At 67.0% G+C, this 15,497-nt stretch carries 18 protein-coding genes; 12 read left to right on the top strand and 6 right to left on the bottom strand.

Annotated features, from left to right (window positions below):
* The first annotated feature begins 290 nt into the window (after positions 1-290).
* The 7 genes from JJL56_RS24040 (at position 291) to JJL56_RS24010 (ending at position 7,546) form a co-directional block, all read left to right on the top strand.
* Positions 291-1,238, top strand: a complete 948-nt coding sequence (locus tag JJL56_RS24040) for a Gfo/Idh/MocA family oxidoreductase (RefSeq protein ID WP_211111961.1) — start codon at positions 291-293, stop codon at positions 1,236-1,238.
* 100 nt (positions 1,239-1,338) lie between these two features.
* On the top strand, positions 1,339-2,703 hold the full coding sequence (locus tag JJL56_RS24035) for an MFS transporter (RefSeq protein WP_200486569.1): 1,365 nt from the start codon (positions 1,339-1,341) through the stop codon (positions 2,701-2,703).
* Positions 2,704-2,968: 265 nt separating this feature from the next.
* Complete coding sequence (locus JJL56_RS24030) at positions 2,969-4,153, top strand: ABC transporter substrate-binding protein (RefSeq protein ID WP_200486568.1); 1,185 nt, start codon at positions 2,969-2,971, stop codon at positions 4,151-4,153.
* Positions 4,154-4,211: 58 nt separating this feature from the next.
* Positions 4,212-5,081: a branched-chain amino acid ABC transporter permease gene (locus JJL56_RS24025; protein ID WP_200486567.1), complete on the top strand. Its 870-nt coding sequence runs from the start codon at positions 4,212-4,214 to the stop codon at positions 5,079-5,081.
* The gene (locus JJL56_RS24020) at positions 5,081-6,094 is read left to right on the top strand and encodes a branched-chain amino acid ABC transporter permease (protein ID WP_200486566.1); all 1,014 of its coding nucleotides are present in this window, start codon (positions 5,081-5,083) and stop codon (positions 6,092-6,094) included. The genes JJL56_RS24025 and JJL56_RS24020 overlap by 1 nt, the downstream gene beginning before the upstream one ends.
* Complete coding sequence (locus tag JJL56_RS24015) at positions 6,091-6,849, top strand: ABC transporter ATP-binding protein (protein ID WP_200486565.1); 759 nt, start codon at positions 6,091-6,093, stop codon at positions 6,847-6,849. The genes JJL56_RS24020 and JJL56_RS24015 overlap by 4 nt, the downstream gene beginning before the upstream one ends.
* A complete protein-coding gene (locus JJL56_RS24010) occupies positions 6,836-7,546 on the top strand; it encodes an ABC transporter ATP-binding protein (RefSeq protein ID WP_200486564.1) in 711 nt (236 codons plus the stop codon). Before JJL56_RS24015 ends, JJL56_RS24010 begins: the two co-directional genes overlap by 14 nt.
* 28 nt (positions 7,547-7,574) lie before the next feature.
* Here the strand turns inward: JJL56_RS24010 and JJL56_RS24005 are convergent, their stop codons facing one another.
* Positions 7,575-8,654, bottom strand: coding sequence for a metal-dependent hydrolase (locus tag JJL56_RS24005; protein ID WP_200486563.1), 1,080 nt, complete (start codon positions 8,652-8,654; stop codon positions 7,575-7,577).
* A 30-nt stretch (positions 8,655-8,684) separates the two neighbouring features.
* Complete coding sequence (locus JJL56_RS24000) at positions 8,685-9,071, bottom strand: response regulator (protein WP_200486562.1); 387 nt, start codon at positions 9,069-9,071, stop codon at positions 8,685-8,687.
* Positions 9,072-9,322: 251 nt separating this feature from the next.
* Between JJL56_RS24000 and JJL56_RS23995 the strand changes: the two genes are divergently transcribed.
* The 5 genes from JJL56_RS23995 (at position 9,323) to infC (ending at position 12,634) form a co-directional block, all read left to right on the top strand.
* Entirely contained in the window at positions 9,323-11,056 is a 1,734-nt protein-coding gene (locus tag JJL56_RS23995; protein ID WP_200486561.1) for a sensor histidine kinase, read from the top strand.
* Positions 11,057-11,307: 251 nt separating this feature from the next.
* The gene (locus JJL56_RS23990; protein ID WP_109067852.1) at positions 11,308-11,517 is read left to right on the top strand and encodes a cold-shock protein; all 210 of its coding nucleotides are present in this window, start codon (positions 11,308-11,310) and stop codon (positions 11,515-11,517) included.
* A 74-nt stretch (positions 11,518-11,591) separates the two neighbouring features.
* The gene (locus JJL56_RS23985) at positions 11,592-11,744 is read left to right on the top strand and encodes a hypothetical protein (protein ID WP_200486560.1); all 153 of its coding nucleotides are present in this window, start codon (positions 11,592-11,594) and stop codon (positions 11,742-11,744) included.
* Positions 11,745-11,804: 60 nt separating this feature from the next.
* Positions 11,805-12,008, top strand: a complete 204-nt coding sequence (rpsU, locus tag JJL56_RS23980; RefSeq protein WP_035673681.1) for a 30S ribosomal protein S21 — start codon at positions 11,805-11,807, stop codon at positions 12,006-12,008.
* Positions 12,009-12,100: 92 nt separating this feature from the next.
* Entirely contained in the window at positions 12,101-12,634 is a 534-nt protein-coding gene (infC, locus tag JJL56_RS23975) for a translation initiation factor IF-3 (RefSeq protein WP_035673684.1), read from the top strand.
* Between the two features lie 182 nt (positions 12,635-12,816).
* Here the strand turns inward: infC and JJL56_RS34080 are convergent, their stop codons facing one another.
* From JJL56_RS34080 to tnpC, 4 genes are all read right to left on the bottom strand, one after another.
* On the bottom strand, positions 12,817-12,963 hold the full coding sequence (locus tag JJL56_RS34080; RefSeq protein WP_200486559.1) for a helix-turn-helix domain-containing protein: 147 nt from the start codon (positions 12,961-12,963) through the stop codon (positions 12,817-12,819).
* Positions 12,964-13,474: 511 nt separating this feature from the next.
* Positions 13,475-14,530: a calcium-binding protein gene (locus JJL56_RS23965; protein ID WP_200486558.1), complete on the bottom strand. Its 1,056-nt coding sequence runs from the start codon at positions 14,528-14,530 to the stop codon at positions 13,475-13,477.
* Positions 14,531-14,562: 32 nt separating this feature from the next.
* Entirely contained in the window at positions 14,563-14,775 is a 213-nt protein-coding gene (locus JJL56_RS23960; RefSeq protein WP_119510267.1) for a hypothetical protein, read from the bottom strand.
* Between the two features lie 6 nt (positions 14,776-14,781).
* Positions 14,782-15,497, bottom strand: a 716-nt coding sequence (gene tnpC / locus JJL56_RS23955) for an IS66 family transposase (RefSeq protein WP_425599143.1), incomplete at its 5' end; no start/stop codon positions are given.

The raw sequence follows: 15,497 nt of genomic DNA, 5'->3' as shown, positions 1-15,497 counted from the left end.
GCGTCAGGCGTAATCTCATGTCGAATCATGGGTATAAGACATACGGGGCTGTGCTTGTATCGGCGCTGTGGCGCAATGGAAGGGGTCAGCTTGGGGCGGCCTCGACCAGGATATCCTCCCCCCAACCACCCCGCCGTTATTCAAAAAACAAATGGGCTCTTCGATGAACGAATTTCCTAAGCGGCGTTTGGGATGATACCCATTCGATCATGAGGGATTAAGGGCGTGGGGCCGGACCCGCCGCTGCGGGGGCTCGCCAGCCCGAGCAAGGGACTTCGGGAGAGGACGCGATGAGGATTTGTGTGGCGGGGGCCGCGGGCGCCTTCGGCGTGAAGCATCTGGAGGCGGTCGCCGCCATCGACGGCATCGAGGTGGTGTCGGTGGTCGGCGGCGAGCCGGACGACATCGAGGGCTTCGCCAAGGCGCGCGGCATTCCGCATTGGACCAAGGACCTGGCCGAGAGCCTGGAGCGGCCCGACGTGGAGGCGGTCATCCTGGCCACTCCGACGCCGGTGCACGCCGCGCAGGCGATCCAGTGCCTGGAGGCCGGCAAGCATGTGCTGGTGGAAATCCCCATGGCCGACAGTCTGGCCGACGCGGAGCGGCTGGTCGCGGTGCAGCGGGCCACCGGTCTGGTCGCCATGGCCGGGCACACGCGGCGCTTCAACCCCAGCCACCAGTGGATCCGCAACCGGGTCCAGGCGGGGGAGCTGACGATCCAGCAGATGGACGTGCAGACCTACTTCTTCCGCCGCTCCAACATGAACGCGCTGGGCAAGCCGCGCACCTGGACCGACCATCTGCTGTGGCACCACGCCTGCCACACCGTGGACCTGTTCCAGTACCAGACCGGCGAGGTGGCCAGCCAGGTGCACGCCCTGCAGGGGCCGATCCACCCGCAGCTCGGCATCGCCATGGACATGAGCATCGGCCTGAAGGTGCCGTCCGGGGCGATCTGCACCCTGTCGCTGTCCTTCAACAACGACGGGCCGCTGGGCACCTTCTTCCGCTACATCTGCGACAACGGCACATACATCGCCCGCTACGACGATCTGTACGACGGCAAGGACAACAAGATCGACCTCAGCGGCCTCACCGTGTCGAACAACGGCATCGAGCTGATCGACCGCGAGTTCTTCGCCGCCATCCGCGACAAGCGCGAGCCCAACGCCAGCGTGGCGCAGTGCCTGCCGGCCATGCGGACGCTCGACCGTCTGGAAAAATCGCTGAACGCCTGATCGGGGAACGCGTCGCCGGCCCCACAGCCCAAACAACAAGGACGCGGGACGCAAGACCAAGAAAAACGTCCCGCGAAGACCCGCCCCGAGGAGGAAACCCATGCCAACCGCGCGCAGCGTCGACGTTCAAGCCTTTCTCAACGAGCACCCCTTCTCGCGATACCAATGGCTGGTGTTCGCGCTGTGCTTCTTCATCGTCCTTCTGGACGGCTTCGACACGGCGGCCATCGGATACATCGCCCCGTCGCTGACGACGGAATGGGGAATCGCGCGGCCGGCCCTGGCGCCGGTGCTGAGCGCGGCGCTGTTCGGGCTGGCCTTCGGCGCCCTGTCCGCCGGGCCGCTGGCCGACCGCTTCGGCCGCAAGGTGATCCTGATCGGCTCCGTCCTGGTCATCGGCACCGCCTGTCTGGCCTCCGCCTTCTCGGGTAACCTGGACCAGCTCGTCATGCTGCGCTTCGTCACCGGCCTCGGGCTGGGGGCGGCGATGCCCAACGCCGTCACGCTGATGAGCGAATATTGCCCCGAAGGGCGGCGCGCCATGGTCACCAACGCCATGTTCTGCGGCTTCCCGCTCGGCGCGGCCTTCGGCGGCTTCCTCGCCGCCTGGATGATCCCGCTGTGGGGCTGGCGCAGCGTGCTGGTGCTGGGCGGGATCGCGCCGCTGGTCCTGGCGGCGGTGCTGCTGGTCCTGCTGCCGGAATCGGTCCGCTACATGGTCGCCCACAATCACCCGGTGGAGCGCATCCGCGCCGTGCTGCGCCGCATTTCCGAGACGGCGGCCGGGGCGGCCGGCTTCGTGATGACCGAGAAGGCCCCGGCCACCAAGGCGCGGAACGGCATCGCGGTCGTGCTGTCGCGCGGCTATCTGGTCGGCTCGGTGATGCTGTGGATCGCCTACTTCATGGGGCTGGTCATCTTCTACGCGCTGATCAACTGGATGCCGATCCTGTTCAAGGACGCCGGGCTGGCGCCGCGCGACGCCGCGCTGATCGCCGCGCTGTTCCCGCTGGGCGGCGTCGGGGCCATTCTGTCGGGCTGGCTGATGGACCGCTTCAACGCCAACAGGATCATCGCCTTCGGCTTCGTGCTGACCTACGGCGCCGTCTACGCCATCGGGCAGGTGGCCGGGAACGTCGGGCTTCTGGTGGTCACGGTCTTCGCGGCGGGCACCATCATGAACACCGCCCAGACCTCGCTGCCGGCGCTGGCCGCCAGCTTCTATCCGACCCACGGGCGGGCCACCGGCGTGGCGTGGATGCTGGGGCTGGGCCGCTTCGGCGGAATCGGCGGCTCGTTCCTGGTGGCCGAACTGGCCCGCCGGCAACTGGACTTCACCAGCATCTTCACGATCGTCGCCATTCCGGGTCTGGTCGCCGCCCTGGCCCTGCTGGTCAAGCAGTTCGTCCATCCCGAGGACCGGTCGAGCGGCACGGGTCGGACCGTCGAAGCCCTGGGGCATTGAGTTTTACTATAGCCTGCCCATAGGCTTTGCGGCTTGGCACCGGCGGTCGCCGTTTCGTATGTGCGTGCCGCATTGCAAAGGCGCCCCGAACGCTATTCAAAAAACGAATGGGGCTTTCGCCCAACGAATGAGCGCAGCGCTGCGATCACTGATAATCATGCTGTGGTGACGGTATCGGCGGCCTGCAAGGCCGGCCCCGGCGAACGCCAAGACGCCCCCCAATCAACGACGAAAAACACGGGGGCTTTCAAAACGAGGAGGAAACATGTCCGGAACATTTCGCAAGGCCCTGCTGGGCACCGCTTTCCTGTGCGCCTTCGGCACCGGCCCGGTGTGGGCCGACACGATCAAGGTCGGGGTGATCGCGCCGTTCTCCGGCCCCTTCGCCACGGTCGGCCAGACCTTCAAGCAGGCCATCGAGGTCTATCAGGCCCAGCATGGCAAGACGGTCGCCGGCAACACGGTGGAGTTCGTCTACAAGGACCTCGACCAGGCCAACCCGGCGCAGAGCAAGGCCCTGGCCCAGGAACTGGTGGTCAAGGAGAAGGTCGGCTACCTCGCCGGCTTCTTCTTCACGCCGGACGCGCTGGCCGTCGCCCCGCTGATCGACGAGGCGAACATCCCCTGCGTGATCTTCAACGCCGCGACCTCGGCCATCACCGAGAAGTCGCCGCGCTACGTCCGCACCTCCTTCACCCTGTGGCAGAACACCGTGCCGCTGGCCGAGCATGTCGCCAAGCAGGGCATCCGCAAGGTGGCCACCGCGGTCAGCGACTATGGCCCCGGCATCGACGGCGAGACCGCCTTCAAGCAGACCTTCGAGAAGTCCGGCGGCAAGGTGGTCGACAGCATCCGCATGCCGCTGAAGTCCACCGACTTCGCCCCCTTCATGCAGCGCATCAAGGACTCCGGGGCGGAGGCCATCTACGCCTTCCTGCCCGCCGGCCCGACGACGCTGGGCTTCGCCAGGGCCTTCAGCGACACCGGCCTGAAGGCCGCGGGGATCAGGTTCTTCGGTCCCGGCGACATCACGCAGGAGCCGGATCTGCCGGTGCTCGGCGACGCGGCGGTCGGCATCACCACGACCTTCAACTACAGCCAGGCCCACGATTCCGACCTGAACCGCCGGTTCCTCGCCAAGCACAGGGAGCTGTTCGGCTCCTCCGACATCGTCACCTTCACCTCGGTCGGCGCCTATGACGGCGCGCACGTCATCTACCGCATGGTCGAGGCGACGGGCGGCAAGAGCGATGGAGCGAAGGCGGTGGCGGCGGTCAAGGGCATGGCCTGGGAAAGCCCGCGCGGGCCGGTGCGGATCGACCCCGAGTCCCGCCACGTCACCCAGACCATCTATCTGCGCGTGACCGAGCGCAAGGACGGCCGGCTGCAGAACACCGAGGTCGCCGGGTTCCCCGAACAGCCCGATTACGGCTTCAAGGTCGGCAAGTAGGACCATCGACGGCCCCCTTTCCCGACGGGAGGGGGGCTTGTCCGCGCTGGAGTTCCTGATGGAAACGCTTTTCGGCATCGTGGTGGACGGGGTCGCCTACGGGATGATCCTGTTCATCATCTCGGTCGGCCTGTCGGTCACGCTCGGCCTGATGCGCGTGGTCAACCTCGCTCACGGCGCCTTCGCGATGGTCGCCGGCTACGTCGCCTCCTACGCCGCGCAGGGGCTGGGCCTGCCCTACGCCGTGGGTCTGGTGGCGGCGATCCTGTTCACCGTGCTCGCCACGCTGCCGCTGGAGAAGCTGCTGTACCGGCGCATCTACGGCTCCGCCAACGAGCTGGCCCAGGTGCTGCTGACCATCGGCCTGACCTTCGTCATCGTCGCCGGGATCAACTACCTGTTCGGCCCGACGCTGAAGCGCATCCCGCTGCCGGACGCGCTGCTCGGCACCGTGGCGATCGGGCCGAAGTCGATCCCGGTGCACCGCGCCTTCGTCATCGTCATGGGGGCGGCGACCGTGCTGGGCCTGTGGTGGCTGCTGGAGCGCACCGATTTCGGCATCAAGCTGCGCGCCGCCGTGGACGACCCGAACATGGCCGCGGCGCTGGGCATCCGGACGGAGCGCCTCTACACCGCGACCTTCGCGCTGGGCACCGGGCTGGCGGCGCTGGGCGGCGTGCTGGGGGCGGAACTGCTGCCGCTGGAGCCCTATTACGCCATCCGCTACATCGTCCTGTTCCTGGCGGTGGTCGCCGTCGGCGGGGCGGGCAACATCCTCGGCTCGGCCGCCGCCGCCCTGGCGTTGGGCATCGTGGACACCGCGGGCAAATACCTGATCCCGAGCTTCGGCGAGTTCTTCTTCTACGCCGCGCTGATCCTGATCCTGTTCCGCTGGCCCCACGGCTTCTTCCAGGGGAGGGCGGCCTGATGGGCGGAAGTCACACGGGCGCGGTGGCCACCGGGCAGACCCCGCAGGCCTCCGCGCGCGAGCCGCGGTTCCGCCGGGCGCTCGGCGGTGCCGCGGTTCCGCTGCTGGCCGCCGCCGGGCTGGCCGCCTTCTGGCTGTTCCCCAACGATCTCGGCCTGATGACGCGGATCGCCGCGACGGCGCTCTACGTCCTGTCGCTCGACCTCGTGCTTGGCTTCGGCGGCATCGCCACGCTGGGGCAGGCGGCGATGTTCGGCAGCGGGGCCTACGCCGCCGGCATCGCCGCGGTGCATCTGGTGAGCGACCCGCTCGTCCTGCTCGCCGTCGGCGCTCTGGCTGGCGGTCTGGTCGCTCTGGTCACCGGCGCGCTGATCCTGCACGCGCGCGGCCTGACGCTGTTGATGCTGACCATCGCCGTGGTGCAGATCGTCCAGGAGGTGGTCAACAAGGCGCGCGACCTCACCGGTGGCAGCGACGGCCTGTCGGGCATCGAGCCCAGCCCGCTGTTCGGCCTGTTCCGCTTCGACATGTTCGGGCGCACCTCCTACCTGTTCGCGCTGGCGGTGCTTCTGGTCGGCTTCCTGGTGGCGCGGCGCATCGTCCGCTCGCCCTTCGGGCTGGCCTGCCGGGGGGTGAAGGAGGACCCGCTGCGCATCGCCGCCCTGGGCGGTTCGCCGCGCCGCTATCTGGTCACGCTCTACGCCATCGCCGGGGTGTTCGCCGGGGTGGCCGGGGCGCTGACCGCGGTGACCAGCGGCATCGTCGGGCTGGACAGCGTCAGCTTCTCCTGGTCGGCGGAGGCGCTGGTCATGCTGGTGCTCGGCGGCGCCGGGCGGCTCGTCGGCGCGGTCATCGGCACGGTGGCCTTCATGACCATCCATCACGTCATGGCCGCGATCGACCCCTTCCACTGGATGCTGTTCATCGGCCTGTTCCTGATGGGCACGGTGCTGTTCCTGCCGGGGGGGATCGCCTCGCTCGCCGACCGCTTCATCAAGGGGAACCGGGAATGACCGCGCTTCTCGACGTCAAGGGGCTGAGCAAGAACTTCGACGGCCTTCAGGTGTCCGCCGACATCACCCTGGCGCTCCATCCCGGCGAGCGCTGCGCGCTGATCGGGCCGAACGGGGCGGGCAAGACGACCTTCGTCAATCTGGTGACCGGCGTGCTGGCGCCCAGCTCCGGCACCATCCGGCTGGCCGGGCAGGACGTCACCCGCCTGTCGGCCCAGGCGCGGGTGCGCCTCGGCCTGATCCGCTCCTTCCAGGTGGCGCGGCTGTTCCGCTCGATGACGGTGCACGAGCATCTGGAGCTGGCCGTTCTGGAGCGCGAGCGGAAGACCTTCCGCGTCTTCGCCTCGGTCCGGCGCACGCCGGGGCTGGCCGACGAGGTGGCGGGCCTGCTCGACGGCATGGGGCTGGTCCCGGTGGCGGACACCGCCGTCGGGGCGCTGGCCTACGGGCAGCAGCGTCTTCTGGAGATCGCGCTGGCGCTCGCCCTGAAGCCCAAGCTCCTGATCCTCGACGAGCCGGCGGCTGGCGTGCCGCATTCGGAAAGCCACCGCATCCTCGACGCGCTGGACCGCCTGCCGGCCGATCTGGCCGTGCTGATGATCGAGCACGACATGGATCTGGTGTTCCGCTTCGCCAAGCGCATCGTCGTTCTGGCGCAGGGCCGCCTGCTGTGCAGCGGCACGGCACAGGAGATCGCCACCGATCCGCGCGTCCGCGAGGTCTATCTGGGGAGCCGGGCCAATGCGCCGCACTGAAGGAACGCTGGAGATCACCGGCCTGACCGCCGGCTATGGCGAGACCCGCATCGTCGAAGACCTGTCCTTCACCGTGCCGGCCGGCGGGCGGCTGGCCCTGCTGGGCCGCAACGGCATGGGCAAGACCACGACGCTGGCCACCCTGGTCGGGCAGACGACGCTGCACGCCGGCAGCATCCGGCTGGACGGCGTCGAACTGAGCGGCCTCAACTCCTCCGCGAGGGCGGCGGCCGGGCTGGGCTATGTGCCGCAGACGCGCGACATCTTCCGCTCGCTGACGGTGGAGGAGAATCTGGTCACCGGGCTGAAGGGTCGGCCGCGCTCCGCCCTGGAGGAGGCCTACGCGCTGTTTCCCCGTCTGAAGGAGCGGCGGGGCAACGGCGGGGGCGCGCTCTCCGGCGGCGAGCAGCAGATGCTGTCCGTCGCCCGCGCGCTGCTCGGCCGGCCGACGGTGCTGCTGCTGGACGAGCCGCTGGAGGGCTTGGCTCCGGTGATCTGCGACCAGCTGATGCAGGCGCTGGCGCAGCTGACCGTCACGCTGATCCTGGTGGAGCAGCAGGTGGACCGCGCCCTGGACTTCGCGCAGGGGGTGGTGATCCTCGAACGCGGGCAGGTGGTGCATGAGGGGGCCGCCGCCGATCTGCGGGACGACCACGCCCTGATGGAGCGGCATCTCGGCGTCGCGCTGGCGGCGTAACGGACTCGCGGGCTCAGCCGGCGCGGCTTCAATCGGCGCGGACCGTCCGGTCCGCCGGACCCGTGCCGACGATGCGGACCCACAGGTCCTGCCACGCCGCCCGCGAGGCGTCGCGGGGGGTCTGGAAGGTCTCCACCGGCCCCGCCAGCCTCCCCGCCGGGTCGACGACGGCCCGGATGCCCCAGAAGCCGAGCGACGAGACGCCCGGCATGCCGTAGCGATGGTCGAGCGCCTGGACCAGCCTGTTCCCGGACTCCAGCGGCTGCTCGCGCCAGTGGAGGTTGTCCATCGAGAACCACCGGAAGACCTTGGCCTCCGGCGTCGCCGCGACCGCCTCGATGGCCGGGGAGCTGTTCCGTTCGAACCGCTCCCACTGGATCTTCCCGTCGCTCAGCACGGAGTGGAAACCGACCAGCACCGCGTCCGGGGTTTCCGCCACGACCCGGCGCAGCAGCGGCTGGAACAGGGTCGGGTAGGCCGTCACCTCGGCGGCTGCCGGGGCCGTGCCGCCGATCTGCGCCCTGGCGATCGCCTCGACGCGGTCGTTGATGGCCCAGCCGCCGAGCGTGTAGGCCGACACGAGGATCAGCGCCGCGCCCGCGATGTCCTGCGCCAGGGCCGCCCGCCTGCGGAGCGCGACGCCGGCCGCCAACGAGAGCAACAGGATCAGGCTGTAGATCGGGTCGATGATCGGCATCGCGTTGATCGCGAAGCGCGTGTCGGTGAGCGGGTAGAGCCACTGCGTGCCGTAGGACGTGAAGACGTCGATCACAGGGTGGGTCATCAGCGCCAGGATGGCCAGCCAGATCCAGGCGCGCAGCGCGTCGCCGCCGCCCCATGGGCCGTCCGGACCATGGCGTCGGCGCTGCCAGCGCCAGACCAGCCAGCCGAGCAGCAGGCCGGCGAACGGGCCGAACAGGATCGAATGGGTCAGGCCTCGGTGATGGACCCAGTTGGCGAAGGGGCCGCCGATCCAGCCGGCGGCGACGTCGAGGTCGGGGATCAGCGCGATGCCCGCGCCGACGGCGAGGGCGCGGCGGCCCAGCCGGCGGCGGAAGCCGGCCTGCGCGACCGTAGCCCCGAGTAGCATTTGGGTGACGGTGTCCATGGTCCTCGGTCGTGCCGTGATGCGCTGGGGTCAGGCGCCGGGGGCGGTCGCCAGCATCCGCTTCAGCGCGTCCGAGATCTCCTCGACGCGCACCGGCTTGGGCATGATCGCGATCGGGTCCGGAAAGCTCACCTTCAGCTTTTCGGAAATCTCGCCGGTGGCGTAGCCGCTGACGACCACCACGGGCAAGCCGGGCTGCTCGCTCCGCAGGTTGCGAATGAGTTCGTCGCCGGCCATCACCGGCATCCTGAGGTCGGTGACCAGGGCATCGAAGGAGGCATCCTGCCAGATCTTCAAGGCCTCCTGGCCGTTGAAGGCCGTCGTGACCCGGAACCCCTCGTCCATCAGGCCATGCTCCAGCGCCATGATCGCGATGGCTTCATCATCGACCAGCAGGATGTGGCGGGGTTCGGTCATGGCGGCTCACCGTACAGAAAAAAACACTCCCGAGGGGCGGGGCGATACGCTTCAGCTCCAGGTATGATTGTAGCGGGCGACGCCCGCAAAAACAAAGCCGAACGTTTTATGGTTGTTTCAGCGGCACCTTCGGGTGCTCTTTCGGGGAGCGGGCAACCCTTGTTCGTTCCGCGGGGATGTGCGCATTCTTACTGCTGTGAACCGGCACGGCGGCGCCGGGCGAAGCCTTCACCAAAGGAAAACCCGCGACCTTGAAGATCGGTCTGAGGGCGATGCTGATCGCGTGTCTGGGGGGTGTCGGGCTGGCATTCACGGCCGGCACCGCCGCGGTTCTGCAGGTGGAAGCCGGAAACCGGCTTCAGCGCATGATCGGCGAGCAGTTGCACCTGTATGCAGGTCAGGTCGCCGACAAGCTCGACCGCGGCATGTTCGAGCGCTACCGCGACCTCCTCGTCGTGACGAGCCTCGAGACGATCCGTGCGACCGACGCGTCCCGCGATTCACGGCGCGCCGTCCTACAGAAGCTTCAGGACAGCTACCCGGACTATGCCTGGATCGGCTTCATCCAGCCGACCGGTCTCCTCGAAGCGGCGACGGGCCGTGTCTATGAAGGCATGGATGTCAGCGCGCGCGATTGGTGGAAGCAGGGGTTCGACCGCCCCTATGTCGGCGATGTGCACGACGCGGTGGTTCTGGGCAAGATTCTGTACGCCAACCGGCTGGAGATCCCGCGCTTCGTCGACCTTGCCGCACCCGTGCGCGACGAACGGGGGACGCTGACCGGCGTCGTCGCCGCCCATCTCAGCTGGGATTGGGCGTCGGAGGTCGAACGCTCCGTGCTCGGCCAGATTTCACAGGATGCCGAGGTCGAGGCGATGATCCTCTCCGCCGACGGCACGGTGATTCTGGGTCCCAAGCCCCTGGTGGGTAAGCCGCTGGCCTTTGCGTCGGCGCGGGACCGGAACGCCGGAGTCGAATCCTGGCCGGACGGGCGCCGCTTCCTGACGAGCGTGGTGCCGACGAAGGGCTACCGGGATTATCCCGGGCTGGGGTGGAGCGTCGTGCTCCGCCAACCGGTCGATCAGGCGATGGCGCCGGTCGCCGAACTGCGGAACCGGGTGATCGCGTGGGGAATCGGCGCCAGCCTGCTGGCGGTCCTCGTCGGCCATGTTCTGGCGACGTGGCTGTCGGCTCCCCTGCGCGCCATGTCCAGGGCCGTGGAGGCGGCGGGCGCGGACGGCGCGATGCCCGACCTGCCCCAGACCGGCCGCTACACGGAAGCCGCCACGCTGTCCGGCGCGCTGCACACCTACGTGAGCGACCTGCAGGAGGCGGACCGGCGGCTCCGCGGCACCGTCGCCGAGAAGACGGTGCTGCTTCGCGAGGTCCACCACCGCGTGAAGAACAACCTGCAGGTGATCTATGGGTTGATGATGGTGGAAATGCGCCGTCTGCCCAAGGGGGACCTGTCGCGGGGCCGCATCGAGGCGCTGGCCGGGCGGGTGACCTCCATGGGGCGCCTGCACGAGCAGCTCTACACCTCCGGGGACCTGACGAACGTCGATTTCGGAACGCACCTGCGCCAGCTCTGCGACGCGCTTCAGGAGCTTCATCCGAACGAGGCGATCGCCATCCAAGCCGACACGGACGACGTCGCCTGTTCCATCGAGCTCGCGACGCCGCTCGGCCTGATCGCCAACGAACTCGTCGTCAACGCGCTGAAGCACGCCTTTCCCGAGGAGGGAAACGGAACGGTCACGGTCCGGCTGCGGAAGATGGGCGACCGTCTGACGATGACCGTGGCCGACGACGGCATCGGCTGCCCGGACATGCCGCCCATGGGAGGGACCGGCATGACGCTGGTCGACGCGCTTGTCCGGCAGGTCGGCGGCACCATATCGTTCGATGGCCGGCAGGGCTGCGCCACCACGATCAGCGTGCCGTTCAACGCAGACGCGAACCGTCCCGTCGCCGTCCACGCGTGATGTGATCACGGCCTTGCCGCTGCAGACGCCCGCCAGCGTCCTGCATGATCCCCATTCTTTTCCGGAAAAGGGACGACACCGCTCAGTACTCGCTTGTAAAAGCCGAGGGGTCTTCCCACCTGAAGTCGATCAAGATTGTTTCGGGGCCTGCTGTCCTCAGCCATGGCCAACCGGTTTGGGTCTCTTTTCCCGAAGTGAATTTGATCCCTTCCCGATGTCGGGTAGGGCAACACCAGCAAGGGAACAGACCCATGGCTAACGGCACCGTGAAATGGTTCAACTCCACCAAGGGCTACGGCTTCATCCAGCCGGATGACGGTTCGGCGGACGTCTTCGTCCATATTTCCGCCGTCGACCGCTCCGGCATCGGCCAACTCAACGAAGGGCAGAAGCTGTCGTTCGAGGCCGTCCGCGACCCGCAGCGGGGCAAGGTCTCGGCCGAGGACCTGCGCGCGCTCTGAGCGCCGCAGACCCCCGATTCCAGCACAGAAGAACATGGCCGGCGGGCTCCGCCCGTACCGGCAAGAGGATTCGCATGACCATCAAACTTCCTTCGACCGGGGCGGCACAGGCCGCCCAGCCCCAGCATCAACAGCCCGTCCCCGCGATCGAGCCGGCGTGGGCGCCGGGGTGGCCCCGCCTCACCCCGCGCGAGATTCGCCAGATCGTTCTCGACACTTTGGGCTAACCGCTTCATCCGTAACGAAAAAAGCCTTTCCACAGGAACCACCGCGAGGACAGCCGCCCTATGCTCGTTCAAGTCCGCGACAACGATGTGGGGGGCGCCCTGCGCGTCCTGAAAAGAAAAATGCAGCGCGAAGGGCTTTTTCGTGAGATGAAGTTGCATCGGCGTTACGAGAAGCCCTCGGAGCGCCGGGCACGGCAGGCAGCGGAATCGGTCCGGCGGCGGCGCAAGCTGCTGCGCAAGCGCCTACTGCGCGAGGGCTATTGACCGTGGCCGCCGATGCTTTAAATTGAGGGACGGCGTCAGGGCCGTCAGCACCCATTCCGGTTCCTCGCCGGACAGACCGTTGGAGACAGGACATAGCTAAACTCTACGATGCGGACCCGGTCCGCGAAGGCCCGCGCATCAATCGGGAAATCACGGCACGCACGGTGCGCCTCGTCGGGGCCAACGGTGAGATGATCGGCGTGGTCTCGCTGCGCGACGCCTTCGACGCTGCGGTGGAGGCTGAACTCGATCTCGTCGAGGTCGCTCCCCAGGCGGAGCCGCCTGTCTGCAAGATCCTCGACTACGGCCGGTTCCGGTTCGAGGAGCAGAAGAAGGCCAACGAGGCGCGCAAGAAGCAGAAGATCATCGAGATCAAGGAGCTTAAGCTCCGGCCGAACATCGATGACCACGATTACGACGTGAAGATGCGGGCTGCGCGGCGCTTCCTCGAAGAGGGCGACAAGGTCAAGATGACCATGCGGTTCCGTGGCCGCGAGATGGCGCACCAGGATTTGGGCATGAACGTGCTGATCCGTGTGCGCGACCAGTTCGAGGATATCGCCAAGGTCGAGCAGATGCCTCGGATGGAAGGGCGCATGATGGTCATGGTCATCGCCCCGCGCTGACCGGTCGCTGACCAGCCTACGCGTTTGACGGCATGGGGGCCGCCCTTCGTGGGGCGGTCCCCATGCGTTTTCTGCGTTTTCGGCCACATGTTTTAGGCTGCGGGTGGTTGCCCCAAGGCTGTTTCCACTTTAACAATCGTGCCTTTCAGCGGCGTCGCTGAACCCAATCGACCCGTTCCTGTTTAGAAGGGCGCGGTTGAACGGGAGCACTCTCGATGCTGCGCCTTCGCCACGGCCTCGCCGTCTCGTGCGTTCAGGGCGGCATGAATGCGCGGGGCTCCATAGCGCTCGCGGTGATCGGCGTGAAGCCGCCGGATGTCATCGAGCAACTGACGGTTCGCCGCCTAGCGCGGGCTCTCCGGTCGCGTGCGCCAAGCATAGTAGCCGGACGGCGACACGCCGAGCGCATCGCAGAGCACCCGGACCGGGTATTCGTCGCGGCAATCTTCAATGATCCGGAATCTCATTTCAGAGGCTCCGAGAAAATGCTCACAGTTTTTTAATATGCTCCAACCGCATGATTGCCACCGCCGCCATGCCTCCTCCTTCCGAGAGCCGATAGCGACTCACGTTGCGGACCAAAAGGGAATCCATCTGTTACGGGTCACCCTTCAAAGCCGCTGGTATTACTCGCCAACAACGTTCTGACGTTGCGCGTGGCGACGGGAATTGGGGGCGCGGCACTGCTGACGTGCGTTCCTCTTCGTCATGGACAGGAACCCGCATTTCGGACTCCAATCGTACAACCTTCATTCCATGCGACAAGTCTGTTCTGCGCCCGTGTTGAATTGTTTCCCAGTAGTGGAGCGGAGAAGGTGCGTCACCTTCCCCGTTACAAGATTACACGGTCACAAACAAGGAGCTTGAAACCGCGGTGATCTGCACGCCGACCAAAGTGACCGTATCCGAGGCGCCGAAAACGATCCGTGCGTTGCCGCCCACATCGGCGGCTAAAGTGTAGGTTTGACCTTCCGCCAAACCGATGAGATCGCCCTGCCCGGCATTGAAATCCCGCAGGATGTCGTTGCCGCCGCCATTGGAGAAGACGAACAGGTCGGCACCGCTTCCGCCAACCAATGAGTCATCGCCGAAACCACCAACCAACGTGTCGTTTCCGCTACCGCCGGACAGGGTATCATTTCCCCCACCCCCGCAAAGCCAGTCGTTGCCGTTGTCACCACGCAGGCTGTCGGCGTAGGCACCACCCGTGAGCGAGTCGTCGCCATCCCCACCGATCAGTTCCACCGCGGAGGAGGTGTTGACCGCCGTCACGGTGTCGCTGCCGTTGAAGAACTCGATGAAGGCCGACAGATCCAGCGTCACGCCGCCGGAATATCGGGCATAGACCGTGTCGTTGCCGGCGTCACCACGCAGCGTGTCGTCAAACGCGCTGTCAACCAGGAGGTCATCGCCGGCGCCGCTGAACACCCGCTCGATGCCGTCGGCGGTAAGGTCGAGGGTGAGGTTTCCGTCCCCCTGGACATAGACGGTGTCGAACCCGGCCCCGCCAGTCACCAGAGCATCGTCCGCGTCGATGTACAGCACATCGTCGCCGTCTCCGGTGATCAGGGTGTCGCTGCCATTGCCGCCGGTCAATGTATCGTTGAAGGCACCGCCAAGGATGAGGTCGTCGCTGTCACGCCCGTTGATCGCAAGTCCGAGGAGGGCGCCGGTGCCGATCAGGCTGTCGTTTCCGCCTCCGCCATAGGCTTGCTCAATGCTGCACGCTGCCAGATCGAGACTGGCGCCGGCGCTGCCTTGAACGACGGCGGTATCGAAGCCGGCACCACCCTGCAATGGCGCGTCGGCATCATCGAAGTAGAAGCGGTCGTCGCCATCGCCTCCGATCAGCGTGTCAGCCCCATCGCCACCGGTCAGCGTATCATTGGTATGCATCCGGCGAGTGACGCGGGTGCGGATCGAAGCGTTCAGCGTCCCGTTCGGTGAATTTGGATCAGTTCCTTGAGGTTCTCGACGCCATCCTCGGTCAGGGCATAGAACCATTGCTCGCCTGGGCCGAACACGGTCAGGCAACCGTCCTCTGGCTCCAACTCGATGGCGATGTCGATCAGCCATTCGACGTCCTCGCCGAGGATCTCGGCGACGCGCTCCATGGTCACGAGGTTGCGGGTTCTGGCCATGGTTCCTCAGGTCGCCGTGGTCGTCTCGTGCAGCCGCTTCCATTCCCAGGGCAGCAACTCGTGCAGCTTGGTCTGCGGCAGATCGTTGATGCGGGCCAGGACGTCGGCCAGCCATGCCTGGGGATCGATGTCGTTCATCTTGGCGCTCACGATCAAGCTGTACATGGCGGCAGCGCGCTGCCCGCCTCGATCCGAGCCGCAGAACAGCCATGCCCGTCTGCCCAGAGCGATGCCGCGCAACGCTCGTTCGGCGGCATTGTTCGTCAGGCAGACCCGTCCGTCGTGCAGGAAGCGGGTGAAGCCTTCCCAACGGGTCAGCATGTAGTCCATCTCCTTGGCCACCGGCGCGTGCTTCGACATCCCGGCCCGTACGGTCCGCATCCAACTCTCCAGTTCCTCGACCCAGGGTTTGGACAACTCGGTGCGCACCGCCAGACGGTCGGCCGCCGAGCGCCCGAGGGCCTCGCGCTCGATGTCGAACAGCGGGTCGATGCGCCGCACAGCCTCCAGCGCCAGCGGGGAAATCGGGGGCGCTCCTTTGCCGCGCCGCTTGTTGGCGGCGATGTCGGCCAATTCGAAGAATTTCCGACGCGCGTGCGCCCAACACAGGGCCTCGGCCACGGGTTCCGGCCGTCGGCTCGCATCGTAGAGGCGACCCCGAGCTATGCTGGAATCTGGGTGATGACGGTCTGAGGAGGGCGGCGTATCGAGGTGGGTGACCA

It is taken from the genome of Azospirillum aestuarii (genome assembly GCF_016632405.1).
GTDB classification, from domain to species: Bacteria; Pseudomonadota; Alphaproteobacteria; order Azospirillales; family Azospirillaceae; genus Azospirillum; species Azospirillum aestuarii.
The sequence above is the reverse complement of the archived record's forward strand: the minus strand, read 5'-3'. Positions and strand labels throughout refer to the sequence as shown.